Genomic DNA, 16,939 nt, shown 5'->3' with positions numbered 1-16,939 from the left:
TGCGCATGCATCCCGACCACCCCGCCGGGCAGAACTTCCACGGCACTCCCCCGCCTGGCTTCTCCTCGCCGGCGCCGCAGACTCCACCCGCACAGCAGTATCCGCAGTGGGCCGGTCCGGCGGGACCAGGATCGGGTTCCGGGCGGAGGGGCTTGTTTCCGGGTGACGACCCCGTTCGCCATCCTTGGGAGATCCCACTTCTCGTCGTGACCGTGATTCTGACCGCGATCGTCTACGTGTTCTCGATTCTGGCGTTGGTTCTGGGAATCGTGTCGACCTGGTTGTTGATCGTCCTGCTCGCGCCCATCGCCCTCGCGATCGGTCGTGGTCAGCTGTACGGCTCGCAGCAGGTCAACGGCGTCAAGATGTCGCCGACCCAGTTTCCCGATGGGTATCGGATGGTCGCCGAGGCGGCGGCACGGTTCGGTATGCGCACGCCGCCCGACGCCTACGTGGTTCTCGGCAACGGTCAGATCAACGCTTTCGCGTCGGGTCACGGTCTTCGACGGTTCGTCGTGGTCTACAGCGACATGTTCGAGATCGGCGGGCAGGCCCGCGAACCCGAGGCGCTGTCCTTCATCATCGGGCACGAGGTCGGACACATCGCCGCCGGCCATGCCTCGTACTGGCGGCAGTTGGGTCAGTTCGCCGCGAACTACCTCCCGGTCGTCGGCCCTGCCCTCTACCGCTCGATGGAGTACACAGCAGACAACCACGGGTACTGCGTGCGTCCTCGGGGTGCTCGCGGCGCGATGGGCGTTCTCGGCGCCGGCAAGTACCTCGTCAGCGTGGTCGGATTCGACGAACTGGCCGATCGCGCCACTACCGAGCGGGGATTCTTCGCCTGGTTCGTGAACGTGATGTCCGGACATCCGGTGCTCACCTGGCGGGCCGCGGCGCTGCGCAACCGGACCCGCCACGGTTCACTGTTCCTCAAGCCCGGCCAGATCTACCGTGATCCGCAGTTTCCTGCTCCGACAGCCTCGGTAGGCCCGGCCGGGCCCGCTCTCTAGTCGAACTCGGGGTCTTCGGTACGAGTTCGCTTGAGCTCGAAGAAGTGCGGGTAGCCCGCGAGCGCAACAGCGCCGTCCCACACCCGTCCGGCGTCCTCACCGCGTGGGATACGCGAGAGCACGGGACCGAAGAACGCCACTCCGTTCACGTGGATCGTCGGTGTACCGACATCAGGGCCCACCGCATCCATTCCCGCAGCATGACTCTCACGCAGCGCGGCGTCGTACGCGTCGGTGTCCGCTGCGCCGGCCAATTCCGCCTCGAGCCCCACCTCGGCGAGCGACGCGGAGATCACGTCGGCGAAATCCTTGTTGCCCTCGTTGTGGATTCGGGTGCCCATCGCCGTGTAGAGCGGGAGAAGAATGTCGTCGCCGTGCTTCTGCGCTGCCGCGATCAGCACCCGAACCGGGCCCCACGCCTTGCTCATCATCTCCCGGTAGTCCTCGGGAATGTCACGACCCTCGTTGAGTACTGCAAGGCTCATCACGTGGAACTTGGTTTCGATGTCACGAACCTTGTCCACCTCGAGAATCCACCGCGAGGTGATCCAGCACCAGGGGCAGAGCGGGTCGAACCAGAACTCCGCAAGGTCCTTGGTACCGGCTGCACCCTCTGAACTACCTGTAGTCATCTGCACGCTCCTCGGCGAGTTGTCGGTTTCTTCTCACACCTCGTACTCCGCAACACCGATCATCCATCAAAAGTTCCCGACCCTCCGTCTCCCGACACCACACCGACGTAGGGTCGTCAGAAGGGGCACCCCTCCGTTACCCAATTCCCTCGAGGAGATGGTTACCGTGTCCGAGCATTCGCAGTCGCAGGATTCGACGTTCGTGATCGTCGGAGGTGGTCTTGCCGGGGCGTCGACCGCCCGTGCACTACGCGAACTCGACTATTCGGGCGCGATCGTGCTTCTCGCTCGAGAGGACCACCTCCCCTACGAGCGGCCGCCGCTCTCCAAGGAACATCTGGCCGGCAAGAAGCAACTCGCCGACTTCACGGTCGAGAACGGTGACTGGTACCGCGACCACCATGTCGACCTCCGTCTCGGCACGGAGGTGACAGCGATCGATCGAGGCGCTCACACCGTCTCGTTGCCGGACGGCTCGACCATCGGATACGACAAATTGGCACTCGCCACCGGTTCCCGATCGAATCGTCCGCCGATCCCGGGTGCCGACGCCGAGGGCGTGCACTATCTGCGCACGATCGACGAGTCGGACCGCATTCTCGGAGCGCTCGAACCCGATTCGACACTCGCGATCATCGGCGCAGGATGGATCGGCCTCGAAGTCGGCGCGTCCGCGCGTGAACGCGGTGTGAACGTCGCGATCGTCGAATCCGCGAAGCTTCCGCTTCTCGGTGCGCTGGGGTCCGAGATGGGCCAGGTCTTCGCCGACCTTCACCGCGAGCACGGCGTCGACCTTCGCTTGGGCGCAACCGTCGAAGAGATCACCGTCGAGGACGGTCGGGCATCGGGTATCCGGCTCGCCGACGGAACCACGGTCGCGGCCGACACCGTGCTCGTTGCCGTCGGCGCCACGCCCAACGTGGAGTTGGCACGAGATGCCGGACTCGACGTGGACGGCGGCGTCCTCGTGGATGCCTCGCTCACCACGTCGGATGCCGACATCGTCGCTGTCGGGGACATCGCTGCTCAAAGCCATCCACACCTCGGCGAACGAGTGCGCGTGGAGCACTGGGCGAATGCGCTGAAGCAGCCGAAAGCTGCTGCGGCAACCATGCTCGGCCGCCCGACCGAGTACGCCGATCTGCCGTACTTCTTCACCGACCAGTTCGACCTCGGCATGGAATACACGGGATACGTGCCCGCCGACGGCTACGACCGAGTGGTCGTTCGCGGTGACCTGGCGGCCCGCGAATTCGTCGCCTTCTGGTGCGACACGGAAAACAACGTCCTTGCCGGGATGAACGTCAACATCTGGGATGTCACCGATCAGATAAAGACGCTGGTGTCTTCGACGTCTTCCATCGATCCGCAACGACTCGGCGACCCGTCCGTGGACCTGTCCGACCTGTTGCCTTAGCCCTCCGCTCGTGATCGTGATGGGATGGCAGCATCGAACGAGTACAACTGCCCATCACCGAGGAGATCTTTGTGGCACCCCCGAATCTGACCCGCGAGCAGGCTGCGACCCGTGCCGAGCTTCTGTCGGTACAGAACTACCTGGTCGAACTCGATCTCACCGACGGCAACGGTCAGCCCGGCACATCCACGTTCAGGTCGAAGACCACGGTGACCTTTCAGGCCGACGACGGCGCAGCGAGTTTCGTAGACCTCATCGCCGACCGAGTCGTCTCCGCCTCGCTCAACGGAACCGCGCTCGATGTCTCCGGCTACGACGAGGCCGAGGGGATCGCGTTGCCGAGTCTCGCTCCCGAGAACGAACTGATCGTCGAGGCCGACTGCGCCTACTCGCACACCGGTGAGGGTCTGCACCGCTTCGTCGATCCGTCCGACGACTCCGTCTACCTGTACTCGCAGTTCGAGACAGCAGATGCCAAGCGCATGTTCGCTTGCTTCGACCAGCCGGACCTCAAGGCCACCTTCGACATTCGCGTCACCGCTCCCACCGAATGGAAGGTGATCTCCAACGGTGCGACCCGCACGTCCGAATCCGGCATGCACGTCTTCGAGACCACACCCCTGTTGAGCACCTACCTCGTCGCGCTCATCGCCGGCCCCTATGCGGAGTGGAACGACACGTACTCGGACGAGCACGGAGACATCCCCCTCGGAATCTTCTGCCGCGCCTCTCTCGCCGACCACATGGATGCCGATCGTCTGTTCACCGAGACGAAGCAGGGCTTCGGCTTCTACCACGAGAAGTTCGGCGTTCCCTACGCGTTCGGTAAGTACGACCAGCTGTTCGTGCCCGAATTCAATGCGGGCGCAATGGAGAACGCCGGTGCGGTCACGTTCCTCGAGGACTACGTGTTCCGTTCCAAGGTCACCCGGTACTCCTACGAACGCCGGGCCGAGACCGTGCTTCACGAGATGGCGCACATGTGGTTCGGCGACCTCGTCACCATGCGCTGGTGGGACGACCTGTGGCTCAACGAGTCGTTCGCAACGTTCGCGTCCGTGCTGTGTCAGACCGAGGCAACCGAGTACACCAACGCCTGGACGTCGTTCGCCAACGTCGAGAAGTCCTGGGCCTACCGCCAGGACCAGTTGCCGTCCACCCACCCGATCGCGGCGGACATCCCGGACCTCGCCGCCGTCGAGGTCAACTTCGACGGCATCACCTACGCGAAGGGCGCGAGCGTCCTCAAGCAGCTCGTCGCCTACGTCGGCCTCGAGCCCTTCCTCGCCGGATTGCGCGAATACTTCCGTGAGCACGCATTCGACAACGCGACCTTCGACGATCTTCTCGGGGCCCTCGAGAAGTCGTCCGGGCGCGACCTGTCCGACTGGGGCACGCAATGGCTCAAGACGACCGGCCTGAACATCCTGCGTCCCGAATTCGAGGTCGATGCGGACGGCAAGTTCACCGCGTTCACCGTCGTGCAGGACGGCGCCCAGCCGGGCGCCGGCGAACACCGGGTGCACCGTATCGCAGTCGGCGTGTACGACGACGAGGACGGCAAGCTCGTAAGGACACACCGAGTGGAGCTGGACCTGGAGGCTTCCGAGCGCACCGACGTACCCGACCTCGTGGGTGTTCCTCGCGGAAAGCTCGTGCTGGTCAACGACGACGACCTCACGTACTGCTCGGTGCGTCTCGACCCGGAATCGCTGGCCACGGCCATCGAGCGGGTCGGCGACATCGCCGAGTCACTCCCCCGTACCCTCGTCTGGTCGGCCGCGTGGGAAATGACACGGCAAGCCGAACTGAAGGCACGCGACTTCGTTTCGTTGGTCCAACGCGGTATCGGTTCGGAGTCCGAGGTCGGCGTCGTTCAGCGTCTGCTCCTGCAGGCGCAGACCGCGCTGTCTCACTACGCACAGCCCGAGTGGGCGAAGGAGAGCGGCTGGCCGGACTTCGCCAACCGGCTGCTCGAGCTCGCCCGCGAGGCAGAGGCCGGATCCGATCATCAGCTTGCCTTCGTCAACGCACTCACCGGCGCTCAGCTTTCTCCGTGGCACACGGAGGTCCTGCGCGAGCTTCTCGATGCCGATCCGGAGACCGTGGGACTGGGTGGTCTCACCGTCGACACCGACCTGCGCTGGCGAATCGTGAGCGCTCTGGCCGCGGCAGGCGAGATCGATGCCGACGGCGAAGCCACCCCGTTCATCGATGCGGAAGCCGAGCGCGACCGCACTGCAGCTGGTGCCCGCCATGCCGCCGCCGCTGCGGCGTCGCGCCCCCAGTCCGCGGTGAAGGAGACGGCATGGGCAAAGGTCGTGAACGACGACTCGATCCCCAACATCACGGCTCGCGCCATCGCGGGCGGATTCGTAGGGGCCGGACAGGACGACCTGCTCGAGCCTTACGTCTCGCGCTACTTCGCCGACGTCCTCGGCGTGTGGGAACGACGTTCGAGCGAGGTGGCACAAACCGTGGTGGTCGGTCTGTACCCGTCGTGGTCGATCAGTCAGGAGTCGATTGCTGCGGCAGACCGCTTCCTCGACGCGGACCTGCCGCCTGCGCTGCGCCGTCTCGTGAGTGAAGGCCGGGCCGGTGTCGTTCGGGCACTCGCCGCGCGGGAGTTCGACGCTCGCTGACGTAGTAACACCACCGAGAACGGGGTCATCGCTGTGTGCGGTGGCCCCGTACTCGTTCCGGCACGTAGTGCGCGCTAGTCCGGAAGCAGGGGAACCTCGACCCCACGGCCCCTTCCGAGAAGCGTCGCTCGTGTGAGAGCCGACGAACCGAACCGCTCTCGGACCAGGTCTCGCGCATCGTCGATCGGAGAGGCGGTGTCCATGTCGAACGGCAGCTCCAGCTGCTGCGGCGCTACGTTCTCCAGGTTCTGAACCGCTATTCCGACCAGGGTGATACCACGTGCTGCGATGGTCGGCACCGCCTCGTCCAGAAGCGTGCGCGCCGCCTCGAGGATCGTTTCGGTCTGCGCTGTGGGCATTCGCAGAGTTCGCGATCGGGTGATGCGCGTGTAGTCGCCGAGGCGCATCCGTAAGACGACGGTGCGCCCTACCCGGCCCGCGCGCCTGAGCCGACCACTGACCCGGTCCACGAGCGACATGAGAACAGCTGCAACATCTTCCGTTGACCGCGTCCCTCTACCGAGCGCACACTGGGCGCCGACGGACTTTCGTCGTCGACCCGTGTCGACCCGTCGAGGGTCCCGCGCCCATGCCAGCGCGTGCAGATGGTGCGCACCGGAAGTGCCGAGCAGGTGCGTGAGCCGATCCTCGGACTCGTACGCAAGCTGCCCCACCGTGTGAATCCCGGCTCCCCGCAACTTTGCGGACGTCACCGCACCGACGCCCCACAACCGCTCGACGGGCAGCGGATGCAGGAACTCGAGTTCACGATCCGGCGGCACGTTCAGCAAGCCGTCCGGCTTGCCGACCGCACTCGCGACCTTCGCGAGAAATTTCGTGCGAGCAATGCCCACCGTGATCGGTAGCCCGACTTCTCGGTAGACGTCTCGACGCAGTGCCTCGGCGATTTCCACCGGCGTGCCGGAGATCCTGCCGAGACCCGACACGTCCAGGAAGGCCTCGTCGATCGACAAAGCCTCTACGACAGGTGTGGTGTGGGAGAAGACCTCGAATACCGCCCTGCTTGCTTCCGTGTACGCGCCCATCCGAGGCGGGACGACTATCGCATCCGGACAGAGTCGCTTCGCGACCGCTACCCCCGATGCAGTCCGAACACCGACAGCTTTCGCCTCGTAACTGGCGGCGAGCACCACGCCGCCGCCCACGATGACCGGAACACCGCGTAGCCGCGGATCGTCACGCTGCTCCACCGAGGCGTAAAACGCGTCCAGGTCGGCATGCAGAATCGAGGCCGCCGCGCCGGCGGCGGGACGCACTCGCTCCGAATCGGACACGAACATATGTTCGCATCACCCACCGACACTCGCGAACGTGCCTATGAAACGAAACAAGGAAGGTGCGTCTCCGACGAATCGGAGACGCACCTTCGTGTGCAGTCGTGTGGGTCGGTCAGGGCGCGGAGATCGCGGCGCTCATGACCTTGATGGCGCTCACGAGACCATCGATGAGCTGCCCTTCCGAGAACGACGAGACCGCTGCAGAGGCACCGAGCTGGGTAACCCTGTCGGTGACGCGATCAGCTACCGCCCGTCCGCTCCGAACCTCGATGGTGCGCTGGTTGGGCGAGACGGCCAAGAGCACCGACCGCTCGGGTTCGGGCGTGGTCGGGAACAGCGCGTCCGCGCCCGAGGCAGTGTCCTCGCCGAGTTCACCGACGTACACGTTGAATCGCACCTTGGTGCGTCGCGTCGCGTCCGTCAGTGCGTCGTCGAGGGCGACCAGTTCGTCGGTCGTGAACGGGAGGTCGTCGGTGAAGGGCTCACCGACACGGTGAACACCCGACACTCGACCACTCGTGGTCACGACGTGCCCCATGGGCAGATTCTCCGCCGAAATCGGCTTGGCTACGACGTCACCACTTGCCATGAGCGGACCCTCCAATCAGATTCTCGGAACCCGCGGTGATGGCGTGGTGTCCGGCGTGATGACCTGCAGGAACGGTCACCTCGTCGACAGCACTCCACAGAACGGGCTCGTGGGTCCACTTCTCGCCCAGATGGAAGGCAGGCGGAACGGGTCCCGGGTTCTTCTTGCCGACGAACGACATACCCGCGAAGAACGCGGTGATGCCGAGCGGCGCACCTACGTAGATCAGCACAGTCTCGAGAATGCTCACGGTCCAAAGGTAGCCCAGAACCCCTGACGAGGAAGCGTCAGGGCCGAATTCGTCAGGCTGCGCCCTCACCCAGATACTGCATCCACGCCGGATGGAGGTCCTTCGTGGTCGCGAGCAGGCGCCAATGTTCTCCAGAGGGCGGAGCGAGCACAGTCCTGAGAGTCCAGCCGAGCTCGGAGAGAAGCTTGTCCGCCTTGCGGTGATTGCAGGGCGCACAGCACGCCACGCAGTTCTCCCACGAATGTCCACCGCCACGGCTGCGCGGAAGGACGTGGTCGATGGTCTCCGCCTTGGCCCCGCAGTACGCGCATCGGAAGCGGTCACGATGCATGAGCGCGGCGCGCGTCATCGGAATGCGCGCGCGGTAGGGGACGCGAACGTAGTTGCGGAGTCGGATCACGGACGGCACCTGCACGGACCAGTCGGCCGAGTGAACGACCGGCGCCTGGGGGTCTTCGTGAACCGTATCGGCTTTTCCGCAGGTCATGAGGACCACGGCGCGCCGGGCGGGAAGGGCGGTCAGGGGCTCGTAGGTTGCATTCAGAAGCAACACTCGGCGTCCCAGCCACGAAGGAACGATCTGATCGGGTGGCCGCGCACACAGCGCGTCACCCTCTGTTATCACCTGTAACGCATACGCCCCCGACGACCGGTCGCTCCGGCCGTCGGTGGGCACGAGTTGTCGATGCTTGCGCGCGCTGTGTCCGTGCTTCATGCCACCTCCGGAAGACTGCCACCAAGTGGACCACGGATCGGACCTGTGCGCACGCCCATTCTGGATCGAAATACCAGCACATCCGGTGAACAACCGGTGACACTTTCGACGTCGGTTCGTATCCGAGGTCGAGCCTCCCCCGCCCTGTCGGGCACTCCGCAGTCGAGCCCTGCCCGCCCCGTCGGGCACAATGGGCTGTGCCATGACTGACGTGCAACAGACCTTCTACGAAGCGGTGGGCGGAGCCGAGACGTTCCGCAAACTCACCGCTCGCTTCTACGAAGAGATCGCGAAGGACGACATCGTCCGCCCCCTGTACCCCGAAGAGGACCTCGGCCCGGCCGAACGGCGGATGCGGATGTTCCTCGAGCAGTACTGGGGCGGGCCCCACACCTACTCGGACGAGCGTGGGCACCCTCGACTGCGGATGCGGCACCAACCCTTCAAGATCGGTCCGATCGAACGAGACGCCTGGCTGCGGTGCATGTACACCGCCATCGCGTCGATCGACTCGGCGACGATGGACGACGCCCACCGAAAAGCGCTCGTCGACTACATGGACATGGCTGCCGCGTCGATGGTCAATTCACCCTTCTGACGAACCGCCGCGCCTTCCGAGTCGTGATGCGCCTCGAGGTTTGGCACGATGTGGTCTGTGAGCACCCCTGCTGATTCGCCCGGCTCTCGAACCTGGTGGCGCAACGCGGTCTTCTATCAGATCTACCCACGCTCGTTCGCCGACGGCGGCAGCGACGGTATCGGCGACCTGCAAGGCGTGCAGGACAAGCTCGGCTACCTCGAGCTTCTCGGCATCGACGCACTGTGGCTGAGCCCGGTGATGCGATCCCCGATGGCCGACCACGGTTACGACGTGTCGGATCCTCGTGACATCGACCCGATCTTCGGGGATCTGGGCGCGATGGATGCCCTCGTCGAGGCCGCGCACGATCGCGGAATCAGGGTCACGATGGATCTGGTGCCGAACCACACGAGCGTCGAGCACGAATGGTTTCGCGCGGCCTTGGCGTCCGCACCAGGAAGCCCGGAGCGCGCCCGTTACCTGTTCCGAGACGGCAAGGGTGACGACGGCTCGCTGCCGCCGAACAACTGGCCGAGCATTTTCGGCGGACCGGCCTGGACGCGCATCACGGAGCGAGACGGCACACCCGGTCAGTGGTACCTCCACATCTTCGCGCCGGAACAGCCCGACTTGAACTGGGACAACCCCGAAGTGTTCGCCGACCTGGAGAAGACGCTGCGCTTCTGGCTCGAGCGCGGAGTCGACGGTTTCCGGATCGACGTCGCGCACGGCATGGCGAAGCCCGAAGGTCTTCCCGATCACGACTGGGGTGTCAACAAGCTGCTCGTGAACACGGATGACGACCCCCGTTTCAACAATCCTGCGGTCCACGAAATTCATCGTGGGATTCGCAAGGTGATGAACGAGTACCCGGAGGCCGTCACGGTCGGCGAGATCTGGGTCGAGGACAACGCACGGTTCGGCGAGTACATCCGTAGCGACGAACTGCACCTCGGTTTCAACTTCCGCCTGGCCGAGGCCGAATTCGTCGCCGACGGGATACGTTCGGCCATCGAGAACTCGATCGAAGCCGTTGCGGCGGTGGGAGGTACGCCCACCTGGACGCTGTCCAACCACGACGTCGAACGCGAGGTCACCCGGTACGGCGGTGGCGCTGTGGGCACGGCGCGCGCCCGCGCGATGATCCTGGTGGAACTCGCACTGCCCGGAGCCTGCTTCGTCTACAACGGCGCCGAGATAGGGCTGCCCAACGCGGACTTACCCGATTCGGCTCTGCAGGATCCGGTATGGGAACGGTCGGACCACACCGAACGCGGGCGTGACGGCTGCCGGGTCCCCATCCCGTGGGAAGGAACCCGACCGCCGTTCGGGTTCACGTCGGGACAGCAGACCTGGCTGCCGATCCCGGAGGACTGGGCGCCACTGACCGTCGAGTCACAACTCGAACGGATGGACTCGACACTGTCGCTCTACCGAACCGCGCTCGAACTCCGCACCCAACGTCCGGAATTTTCGGGAGACGACGTCGACTGGTACGGCAGCCCGGCAGGATGTTTCGCATTTCGAAGGCCGGGCGGTCTCGTATGCGTCCTCAACGCGTCCGACGTGCCGATCGCAATGCCTCCAGGCGAAGTGCTGCTGTCGAGCACCCCGCTCCGGGACGGCAAACTACTGCCGGACTCGTCTGCCTGGCTCATCTGACTGTGAGTACTGCACGACTCAGTGCGACACCACACTGAGCGGCAGTCCCCCGCCACGTCTGCGGTACACCGATCCGAATCGCGCGTCGAGTCGCAGCCAGGTGCGCGTCGCGCGGACGCGCACCTTCTCGTCCTGGTCGACGGAATCGCCCGCGGTGCCGAACCCCGGCACGAAACCCATTGCACCGAGGGCGAAGACCACCCGCATCGGTATCCCCACCTCGTGGCCGTTGCCCGACACCTCGAGCACGTCCTGATCGAGGAGTGAGGCGGGCGGGCCGTGACTGCTGCCGTGTTCGTCCGCGAGCGAGGCGCCTCGCTGGGCCAACTCGAGGAGAACCTGCGCCGGCACATCGTCGACGTGATCGAATCCGTCCGTCGGCGGCAGGGCGCCGCGCCATGCCGAGTCCATGGAGAACCCCGGATCCATGTTCGGCCCGGTGGCGCTACGTACGACATCCAGTAACTGGTCTGCACCGGCCGCCGTGTCGTCCGGGCTGATGGAGCCCTCGAGTGAACGGACCGCGAGAACGTCGAAACCTGTTGCAGCCCACACCCCGAGCCGGCCACCACCACGACCGCGCAATCTCACGACAGCCGAGTCGTCGAGTTGCACCACCCGGGCGAGAAAGTTCGCGAGATTTCGGCGCTCGCCCTCGTCGACTACCGAAAGGACGCGCTCATACACGCTGCCAGCTCTCCAGGTAGGCACGCTCCTGCTCGCTGAGCCTACGTAGACGCTGGGTCTCGATGTCGAATGCGGCGATCTGAGTCGACGCGACGATGGACGGCGGCGTGGAGACGTCCGCACCCCTCGGCCGCACCTCGTAGGAGATCGTGAAATCCACTGCGCGAACCTTGTCGATCCACATCAGCACGTCCAGCGGGGTGTCGCTGTGCCGCAGCTGTCCGCGGTAGCGGACGTGGAGGTCGGCGATCACCGCGCCCTCACGGAGAGTCACCGTCGGCCGGTCGTCCTCGAACAGCCAAGGGATGCGCGCTTCTTCGAGAAGAGTGACCATTCGAGCGTGATTGATGTGCTGGAACGCGTCCATGTCCGACCAACGCACCTCGACCTCGGTGTGGAAACCCACCTTGTCGCCCTGCCCCACGCTGTCGCCCGCATTCTCACTCAACGTCATACCTCCGATCGCGTGCTCAGGCCGCGCACCATGCTGCGTACCTGACGCGCTGCCACCGACAGCGTCGCGAGGTCCAGCGTTCCAGACTCGAATATCTCGGTGAGAGCGGACCTCGCCCTCGACAGCCTCGACGCGTTGATCGACTCCCAGTCGTCGATCTTCTCCTGCGGTGTTTCGTGGGGTTCACCACCCACCAGAACCTCCATGGTGAGCTGCCGAAGCGACCCGTAGAGATCGTCGCGCAATGCCAGCCGTGCCAGCGAATGCCACCGATCACCGCGCGCCAACCCGGACACCGCAGTGAGCAACCAGTCGACCCCGATGTGCGCATCCATCGCGAAATAGAGTTCGGCGACCTCGTCGATGTCGCGTTCGGCGATGTCCGCCACGTCGCTGACGTCCAACAGGCAGAACTGGTCCAGCAGGCAATACACCTCGGCAATCAGGTCTTCGGGCACCCCCAGTGCCTCCGCCTCACGAGAACGATCCCTCAGATCGTCACGTTGGTGGCCGTGCAGCCACCCCCTCACCTTCGGTCCGAGATGACGAAGATCGGCCGAGTAGCGAGCGATTTCCGCTCCCACCGCGATGGGTTGCGGGCGATTCTGCAACAGCCAGCGCGACGCACGGTCCAGTACTCGACACGTTTCCAGGATCAGATGATCCTCCGTCGTCGTGTCCAGACCGGCATCGCGAATTCGCGCCCACAGCGCCGGAAGTCCGAAGATCTCGGTGACCGCCGCGTACGCCCGAATCGAGTCCGTGCTGCTCGCGCCGGCGTCCTCCGCCAGTCGATAGGCGAACGTGATTCCACCGTTGTCGATCGTCTCGTTGGCCAGCATCGTGGCGACGATCTGTCGGCGCAACGGGTGCGACTTGATTGCGGACCGGAACTCGCCACGCAGACGCGAAGGAAAGTAGCGCGGCAGACGTGGCGCGAAGGTTTCGCTGTCCGGCAGATCGGTCGCCAGCAGTTCGTCCTTCAGTGCGAGCTTCACGTGTGCAGTCAGGGTCGCGAGTTCGGGGGATGTCAGTCCCTGGTCGGCCTGCCGTCGCCGCACGATCTCCTCGTCGGCAGGAAGCGCCTCGAGTTCTCGATCCACTCCTCGCAGTGCCACGAGTTCGTCGATCTGGCGGCGATGCACACTCGCCATCTGAGGTGCACTCAGCCTCGATACGCCCAACAGATTGTTCTGCGCGACGTTGTCCGCCAACACCAGGTCGGCGACCTCGTCGGTCATCGAAGCCAACAGCGGGTTGCGATCAGCACTCGCCAACCGGCCACTCCCTACGAGGGTGTCCAGGAGGATCTTGATGTTCACCTCGTGGTCCGAGCAGTCCACGCCGGCCGAGTTGTCGATGGCATCGGTGTTGATACGGCCACCGCACTGGCTGTATTCGATCCGCCCGAGGGACGTCACGCCGAGGTTGCCTCCTTCGCCGACGACCCGCACACGTAGGTCGGCGCCGTCGACTCGAACGGTGTCGTTTCCCTTGTCACCCACCGCCGCGTTGGACTCGGCACTCGCCTTCACGTAGGTACCGATCCCGCCGTTCCACAGGAGGTCGACCGGTGCCCGCAGGATTGCCTGCACCAGTTCCGGTGGAGACAGTTCGGTGACCGACTCGTCGAGACCGAGCGCGGTGCGAGCGGCGGCGCTGAGCGGAACGGACTTGCGCGTCTTCTCCCACACTCCCCCGCCTTCGCTGATCAGTCCGGTGTCGTAATCGGCCCACGACGACCGCGCCAGCGCGAAGAGGCGAGTGCGCTCGGCAAAGGACGATGCCGCGTCGGGTTCCGGATCGAGAAATATGTGGCGGTGGTCGAAAGCGGCGACCAATCGAATGTGCCGACTCAGCAGCATGCCGTTTCCGAAAACGTCTCCACTCATGTCTCCGACACCGACGACGGTGAATTCCTCGGTCTGAGTATCGATTCCGATCTCCCGGAAGTGCCGTTTCACGCTCTCCCAGGCACCACGCGCGGTGATACCCATCTCCTTGTGGTCGTAGCCCGCCGAGCCACCCGAAGCGAAAGCGTCACCCAGCCAGAAGTTGTAGTCCTGGGCCACCGAGTTGGCGAGGTCCGAGAAGCTCGCCGTGCCTTTGTCCGCTGCGACGACCAGGTAGCGATCGTCGTCGTCACGTCGAACCACTCGCTGCGGTGGCACTATCTCACCGGACGACCGGTCGACGTTGTCGGTGACGTCCAGCAGACCCGAGATGAACGTTCGGTAGCAGGCCTTACCTGCATCGAGAGCGGCCTGCCGATCGACCGCGGCATCACCGGTCGCCGGCGGCGGCGACTTCACGACGAAGCCACCCTTCGCGCCGACGGGGACGATCACCGCGTTCTTCACCGCCTGCGCCTTCACCAGCCCCAGAATCTCGGTGCGGAAATCCTCTCGACGATCCGACCAGCGCAGCCCGCCCCGAGCAACCGCACCGAACCTCAGATGCACACCCTCCACGTCCGGGGAATAGACGAATATCTCGAAACGTGGACGGGGCCTGGGCAACTCGTGGATTCGACCGGGGTCGAGCTTGATGGAAAGACAGTCGGGCGATTCACCGTCCGGCGATTCCACGAAGTAGTTGGTGCGTAGTGTCGCGCCGATCAGCCCGAAGAGGCCGCGCAAGATGCGGTCGGCGTCGAGACTCACCACCTCGTCGATGGCCGCACGCAGCCGGTTCTCCAATTCGGTCACCCGCCCGGCAGATTCCGCTTGGAGGTCGGGATCGAACATCGCCTCGAAGAGACCGACCAACGCACGGGTCGTCCGGGGGTTGGCGAGGGCGACCCCCTCGATGTGGAACTGGCTGTACGGAAATACGGCCTGCCGCAGATATTTCGTATACGCCCTCAGGATCACGGCCTGACGCCAGTCGAGGCCTGCCCTGAGCACGAGCTCGTTGAATCGGTCCGCTTCGGCTTTTCCGAGCCACACGGCCGCAAACGTCTCGGTGAAACGAGCGTGCAGACCGGCCGGGTCCTGGGAGTCGTCCGCGGCGGCGCCTGGAACCACGTCTCGCTTCAACGCCGCATCCAGATCCCCCTCCGTGGCGGACAACCGAAGATCCACCGGCACGGCCAGACCGAAATCGTAGATCCAGCAGATGATGTCGTCGGGTCGTCGTACCGAATACGGGCGCTCGTCGAGCACTTCCACACCGAGACCCTGCAGCACGGGCAGTACCTCGCTCAGTGAAATGCTCTCTCCTCCGACGTAGAGGGTGAATCGCCAACGCCCCTCGTCGGAATCCGATTCGCGATACAGCTGAAGATCTATCGAACCCTTCGTCAGCTTCTCGATGCGCGCGATATCCCCCATCGCCCGCATCGCGTCGAAGTCCTCCTTGTAGCCGTCCGGAAATGCATCCGCGTACCGCTGGAGAAGTGCCGGCTCGGCGTCCGGGAGGGACGACACGAGATCGCCCAACCGGTCGTCCCATGTCCTTCCCGCTTCGGCAAGGAGTCCCTGCACACGCAGCCGGTTCGAGTCCGACATATCCGCCCGAACATGCATGGCGTCGGCCGGCTTTCGGATGGTCACGTGCAGGAGAGCCAGGTCGGATTCCGTCACACGGGCCGTGTATTCCAAAGTGCCCCCACCGAACTCGCGCAGGAGAATTCGCTGCATCTCGAGACGTGATCGCGTGTTGTAGCGATCGCGTGGCAGGTACACCAGGCTGGAGACGAATCTGGCGAACTGATCTTCTCTCACGAAGAGCCGAACCTGTCGGCGCAGTCCGATGCTGTGAACGGCCTTGGCGATGTCGAGCAAGGTGTCGGCGTCGTTCGAGAACAGCTCCGTACGTGGAAACGACTGGATCAGCTCGAGCATCGCCTGCCCCGAGTAGGAGCCGATGTCGTACCCGGCGCGCTCGATGACGGAACGGACGCGCCGTTCGATGACCGGAATGTCGAGCACGTTGTCGTGCAGCGCCGTGACGGTGAAGACCCCGAGAAACCGATGCTCGCCGGTGATGTTGCCGTCGTCGTCGAGAATGCTCACACCCACGAAGTACGGGTAGGCGAAACGGTGCACTGTCGCCGGAGACGAACCCTGGGTGAGCAGCAGAAGGGGACGATCAGGAATTTCGGCGGTCGGCGGGAGGCCGAGACGTTGACCGGTGTGCAGATCCGTACGAAGCATGCCCAGATCACTGCCCGGCACCACCTCCTGGGTACGGATGCCGGAAGAGTCGGGTTCGCCGAGTTCGTAGCGTCGGTAGCCCAGCACCGCGTAGTGACCGTCCGCCAGCCACCGAAGCAGTGCGGCGCAGTCCGTCAACTCTTCACTGCGCGACGACCTTCGTGCCGCGGTCTCTTCGAGTTCCCGTGCCACGTCGAACTCGAGCGTGCGCATGGCTTCGGTGTCACTCACCACCTGGCGGACATCCCGGAGAACTTTCGCCGCACTGTCGGCCAGTCCTTCGAGAGCTGCATCGTCCGTTCGGCGATCGAGTTGAACGTGAATCCATGACTCCGACACGACGCCCGATTCGTGCCCGCCCGTGACGACATCCGTCAGCGTTCCGTCCGGGTCTCGCTCCACAGCGAGAATCGGGTGCATGAACTCGGTGATGGAAAGCCCGCGACGAGTAAGCAGCGCGGTGACGGACTCCACCAGAAGCGGCATGTCCTCGACAACCACCTGGAGCGAAGGCCCGCACTCGGCTTCCGCGCCGTGCACAGCGATCGCGGGACTACCCGGTGGGCGATGAAGCGCCAACCGAAGGTGAGCTCCGAGAATGGCATCCGCCGACCCGTTGACGATACTGGTGCCGTCGTCCTCGTCGACATGCCGATAATAGGCAGCGGCCAGGGCCGGCACCCTTCCTCGCAGCTCGCCGGGGAGATTGCTCGCCCACTCGCCCACGTGGTCGGACGCCGTTCCCGTCATCGTGGCCCACTTTCCTCGAGATACAGATCACCGCAGACAACTCTCCTCGAGAGTAGCTGCGGTGATCCGACTCAGGGCGAACTTCAGCGGGGT

At 64.7% G+C, this 16,939-nt stretch carries 13 protein-coding genes; 5 read left to right on the top strand and 8 right to left on the bottom strand.

Annotation, left to right across the window (positions count from 1 at the left end; translation table 11 throughout):
• Positions 1–5 precede the first annotated feature (5 nt).
• Positions 6–1,013: a M48 family metallopeptidase gene (locus tag ACZI8R_RS00485; protein WP_463377607.1), complete on the top strand. Its 1,008-nt coding sequence runs from the start codon at positions 6–8 to the stop codon at positions 1,011–1,013.
• Here ACZI8R_RS00485 and ACZI8R_RS00480 read toward each other — a convergent pair.
• Complete coding sequence (locus tag ACZI8R_RS00480; RefSeq protein WP_463377606.1) at positions 1,010–1,645, bottom strand: mycothiol-dependent nitroreductase Rv2466c family protein; 636 nt, start codon at positions 1,643–1,645, stop codon at positions 1,010–1,012. The two genes, ACZI8R_RS00485 and ACZI8R_RS00480, sit on opposite strands and share 4 nt — an antisense overlap.
• A gap of 166 nt (positions 1,646–1,811) precedes the next feature.
• On the opposite strand from ACZI8R_RS00480, the gene ACZI8R_RS00475 reads away from it, so the two are divergent.
• Together ACZI8R_RS00475 and pepN are read left to right on the top strand one after the other, a co-directional pair.
• Positions 1,812–3,062 (top strand): NAD(P)/FAD-dependent oxidoreductase, encoded by a 1,251-nt coding sequence (locus ACZI8R_RS00475; RefSeq protein ID WP_463377605.1) that lies wholly within the window; start codon positions 1,812–1,814, stop codon positions 3,060–3,062.
• Positions 3,063–3,133: 71 nt separating this feature from the next.
• Positions 3,134–5,704 carry an aminopeptidase N gene (pepN, locus tag ACZI8R_RS00470; RefSeq protein WP_463377604.1) on the top strand — a complete coding sequence of 857 codons (2,571 nt, stop codon included), beginning with the start codon at positions 3,134–3,136 and terminating at the stop codon, positions 5,702–5,704.
• 74 nt (positions 5,705–5,778) lie between these two features.
• On the opposite strand, the gene dinB is transcribed toward pepN, so the two are convergent.
• From dinB to ACZI8R_RS00450, 4 genes are all read right to left on the bottom strand, one after another.
• The gene (dinB, locus tag ACZI8R_RS00465; RefSeq protein ID WP_463377603.1) at positions 5,779–7,005 is read right to left on the bottom strand and encodes a DNA polymerase IV; all 1,227 of its coding nucleotides are present in this window, start codon (positions 7,003–7,005) and stop codon (positions 5,779–5,781) included.
• 109 nt (positions 7,006–7,114) lie between these two features.
• Complete coding sequence (locus ACZI8R_RS00460) at positions 7,115–7,591, bottom strand: DUF5130 domain-containing protein (protein ID WP_463377602.1); 477 nt, start codon at positions 7,589–7,591, stop codon at positions 7,115–7,117.
• Positions 7,578–7,841, bottom strand: coding sequence for an aa3-type cytochrome oxidase subunit CtaJ (ctaJ, locus tag ACZI8R_RS00455; protein WP_463377601.1), 264 nt, complete (start codon positions 7,839–7,841; stop codon positions 7,578–7,580). Before ctaJ ends, ACZI8R_RS00460 begins: the two co-directional genes overlap by 14 nt.
• A gap of 52 nt (positions 7,842–7,893) precedes the next feature.
• Entirely contained in the window at positions 7,894–8,556 is a 663-nt protein-coding gene (locus ACZI8R_RS00450; RefSeq protein WP_463377600.1) for an HNH endonuclease, read from the bottom strand.
• Between the two features lie 202 nt (positions 8,557–8,758).
• On the opposite strand from ACZI8R_RS00450, the gene ACZI8R_RS00445 reads away from it, so the two are divergent.
• Positions 8,759–9,154, top strand: coding sequence for a globin (locus ACZI8R_RS00445; RefSeq protein WP_463377599.1), 396 nt, complete (start codon positions 8,759–8,761; stop codon positions 9,152–9,154).
• Positions 9,155–9,211: 57 nt separating this feature from the next.
• On the top strand, positions 9,212–10,798 hold the full coding sequence (locus ACZI8R_RS00440) for a glycoside hydrolase family 13 protein (RefSeq protein WP_463377598.1): 1,587 nt from the start codon (positions 9,212–9,214) through the stop codon (positions 10,796–10,798).
• A gap of 18 nt (positions 10,799–10,816) precedes the next feature.
• Here the strand turns inward: ACZI8R_RS00440 and ACZI8R_RS00435 are convergent, their stop codons facing one another.
• Genes ACZI8R_RS00435 through ACZI8R_RS00425 form a run of 3 tightly spaced genes read right to left on the bottom strand, consistent with a single transcriptional unit; the run spans position 10,817 to position 16,846 of the window.
• Positions 10,817–11,485 carry a DUF8185 domain-containing protein gene (locus ACZI8R_RS00435; protein ID WP_463377597.1) on the bottom strand — a complete coding sequence of 223 codons (669 nt, stop codon included), beginning with the start codon at positions 11,483–11,485 and terminating at the stop codon, positions 10,817–10,819.
• On the bottom strand, positions 11,478–11,939 hold the full coding sequence (locus ACZI8R_RS00430; RefSeq protein WP_463377596.1) for an acyl-CoA thioesterase: 462 nt from the start codon (positions 11,937–11,939) through the stop codon (positions 11,478–11,480). Before ACZI8R_RS00430 ends, ACZI8R_RS00435 begins: the two co-directional genes overlap by 8 nt.
• Positions 11,936–16,846 (bottom strand): NAD-glutamate dehydrogenase, encoded by a 4,911-nt coding sequence (locus ACZI8R_RS00425; protein WP_463377595.1) that lies wholly within the window; start codon positions 16,844–16,846, stop codon positions 11,936–11,938. The genes ACZI8R_RS00430 and ACZI8R_RS00425 overlap by 4 nt, the downstream gene beginning before the upstream one ends.
• Positions 16,847–16,939 lie beyond the last annotated feature (93 nt).

The sequence above is a fragment of the Rhodococcus huquni genome, from assembly GCF_055231055.1.
Note: the sequence above shows the minus strand (reverse complement) of the source record. Positions and strands in the feature narration are given on the sequence as shown.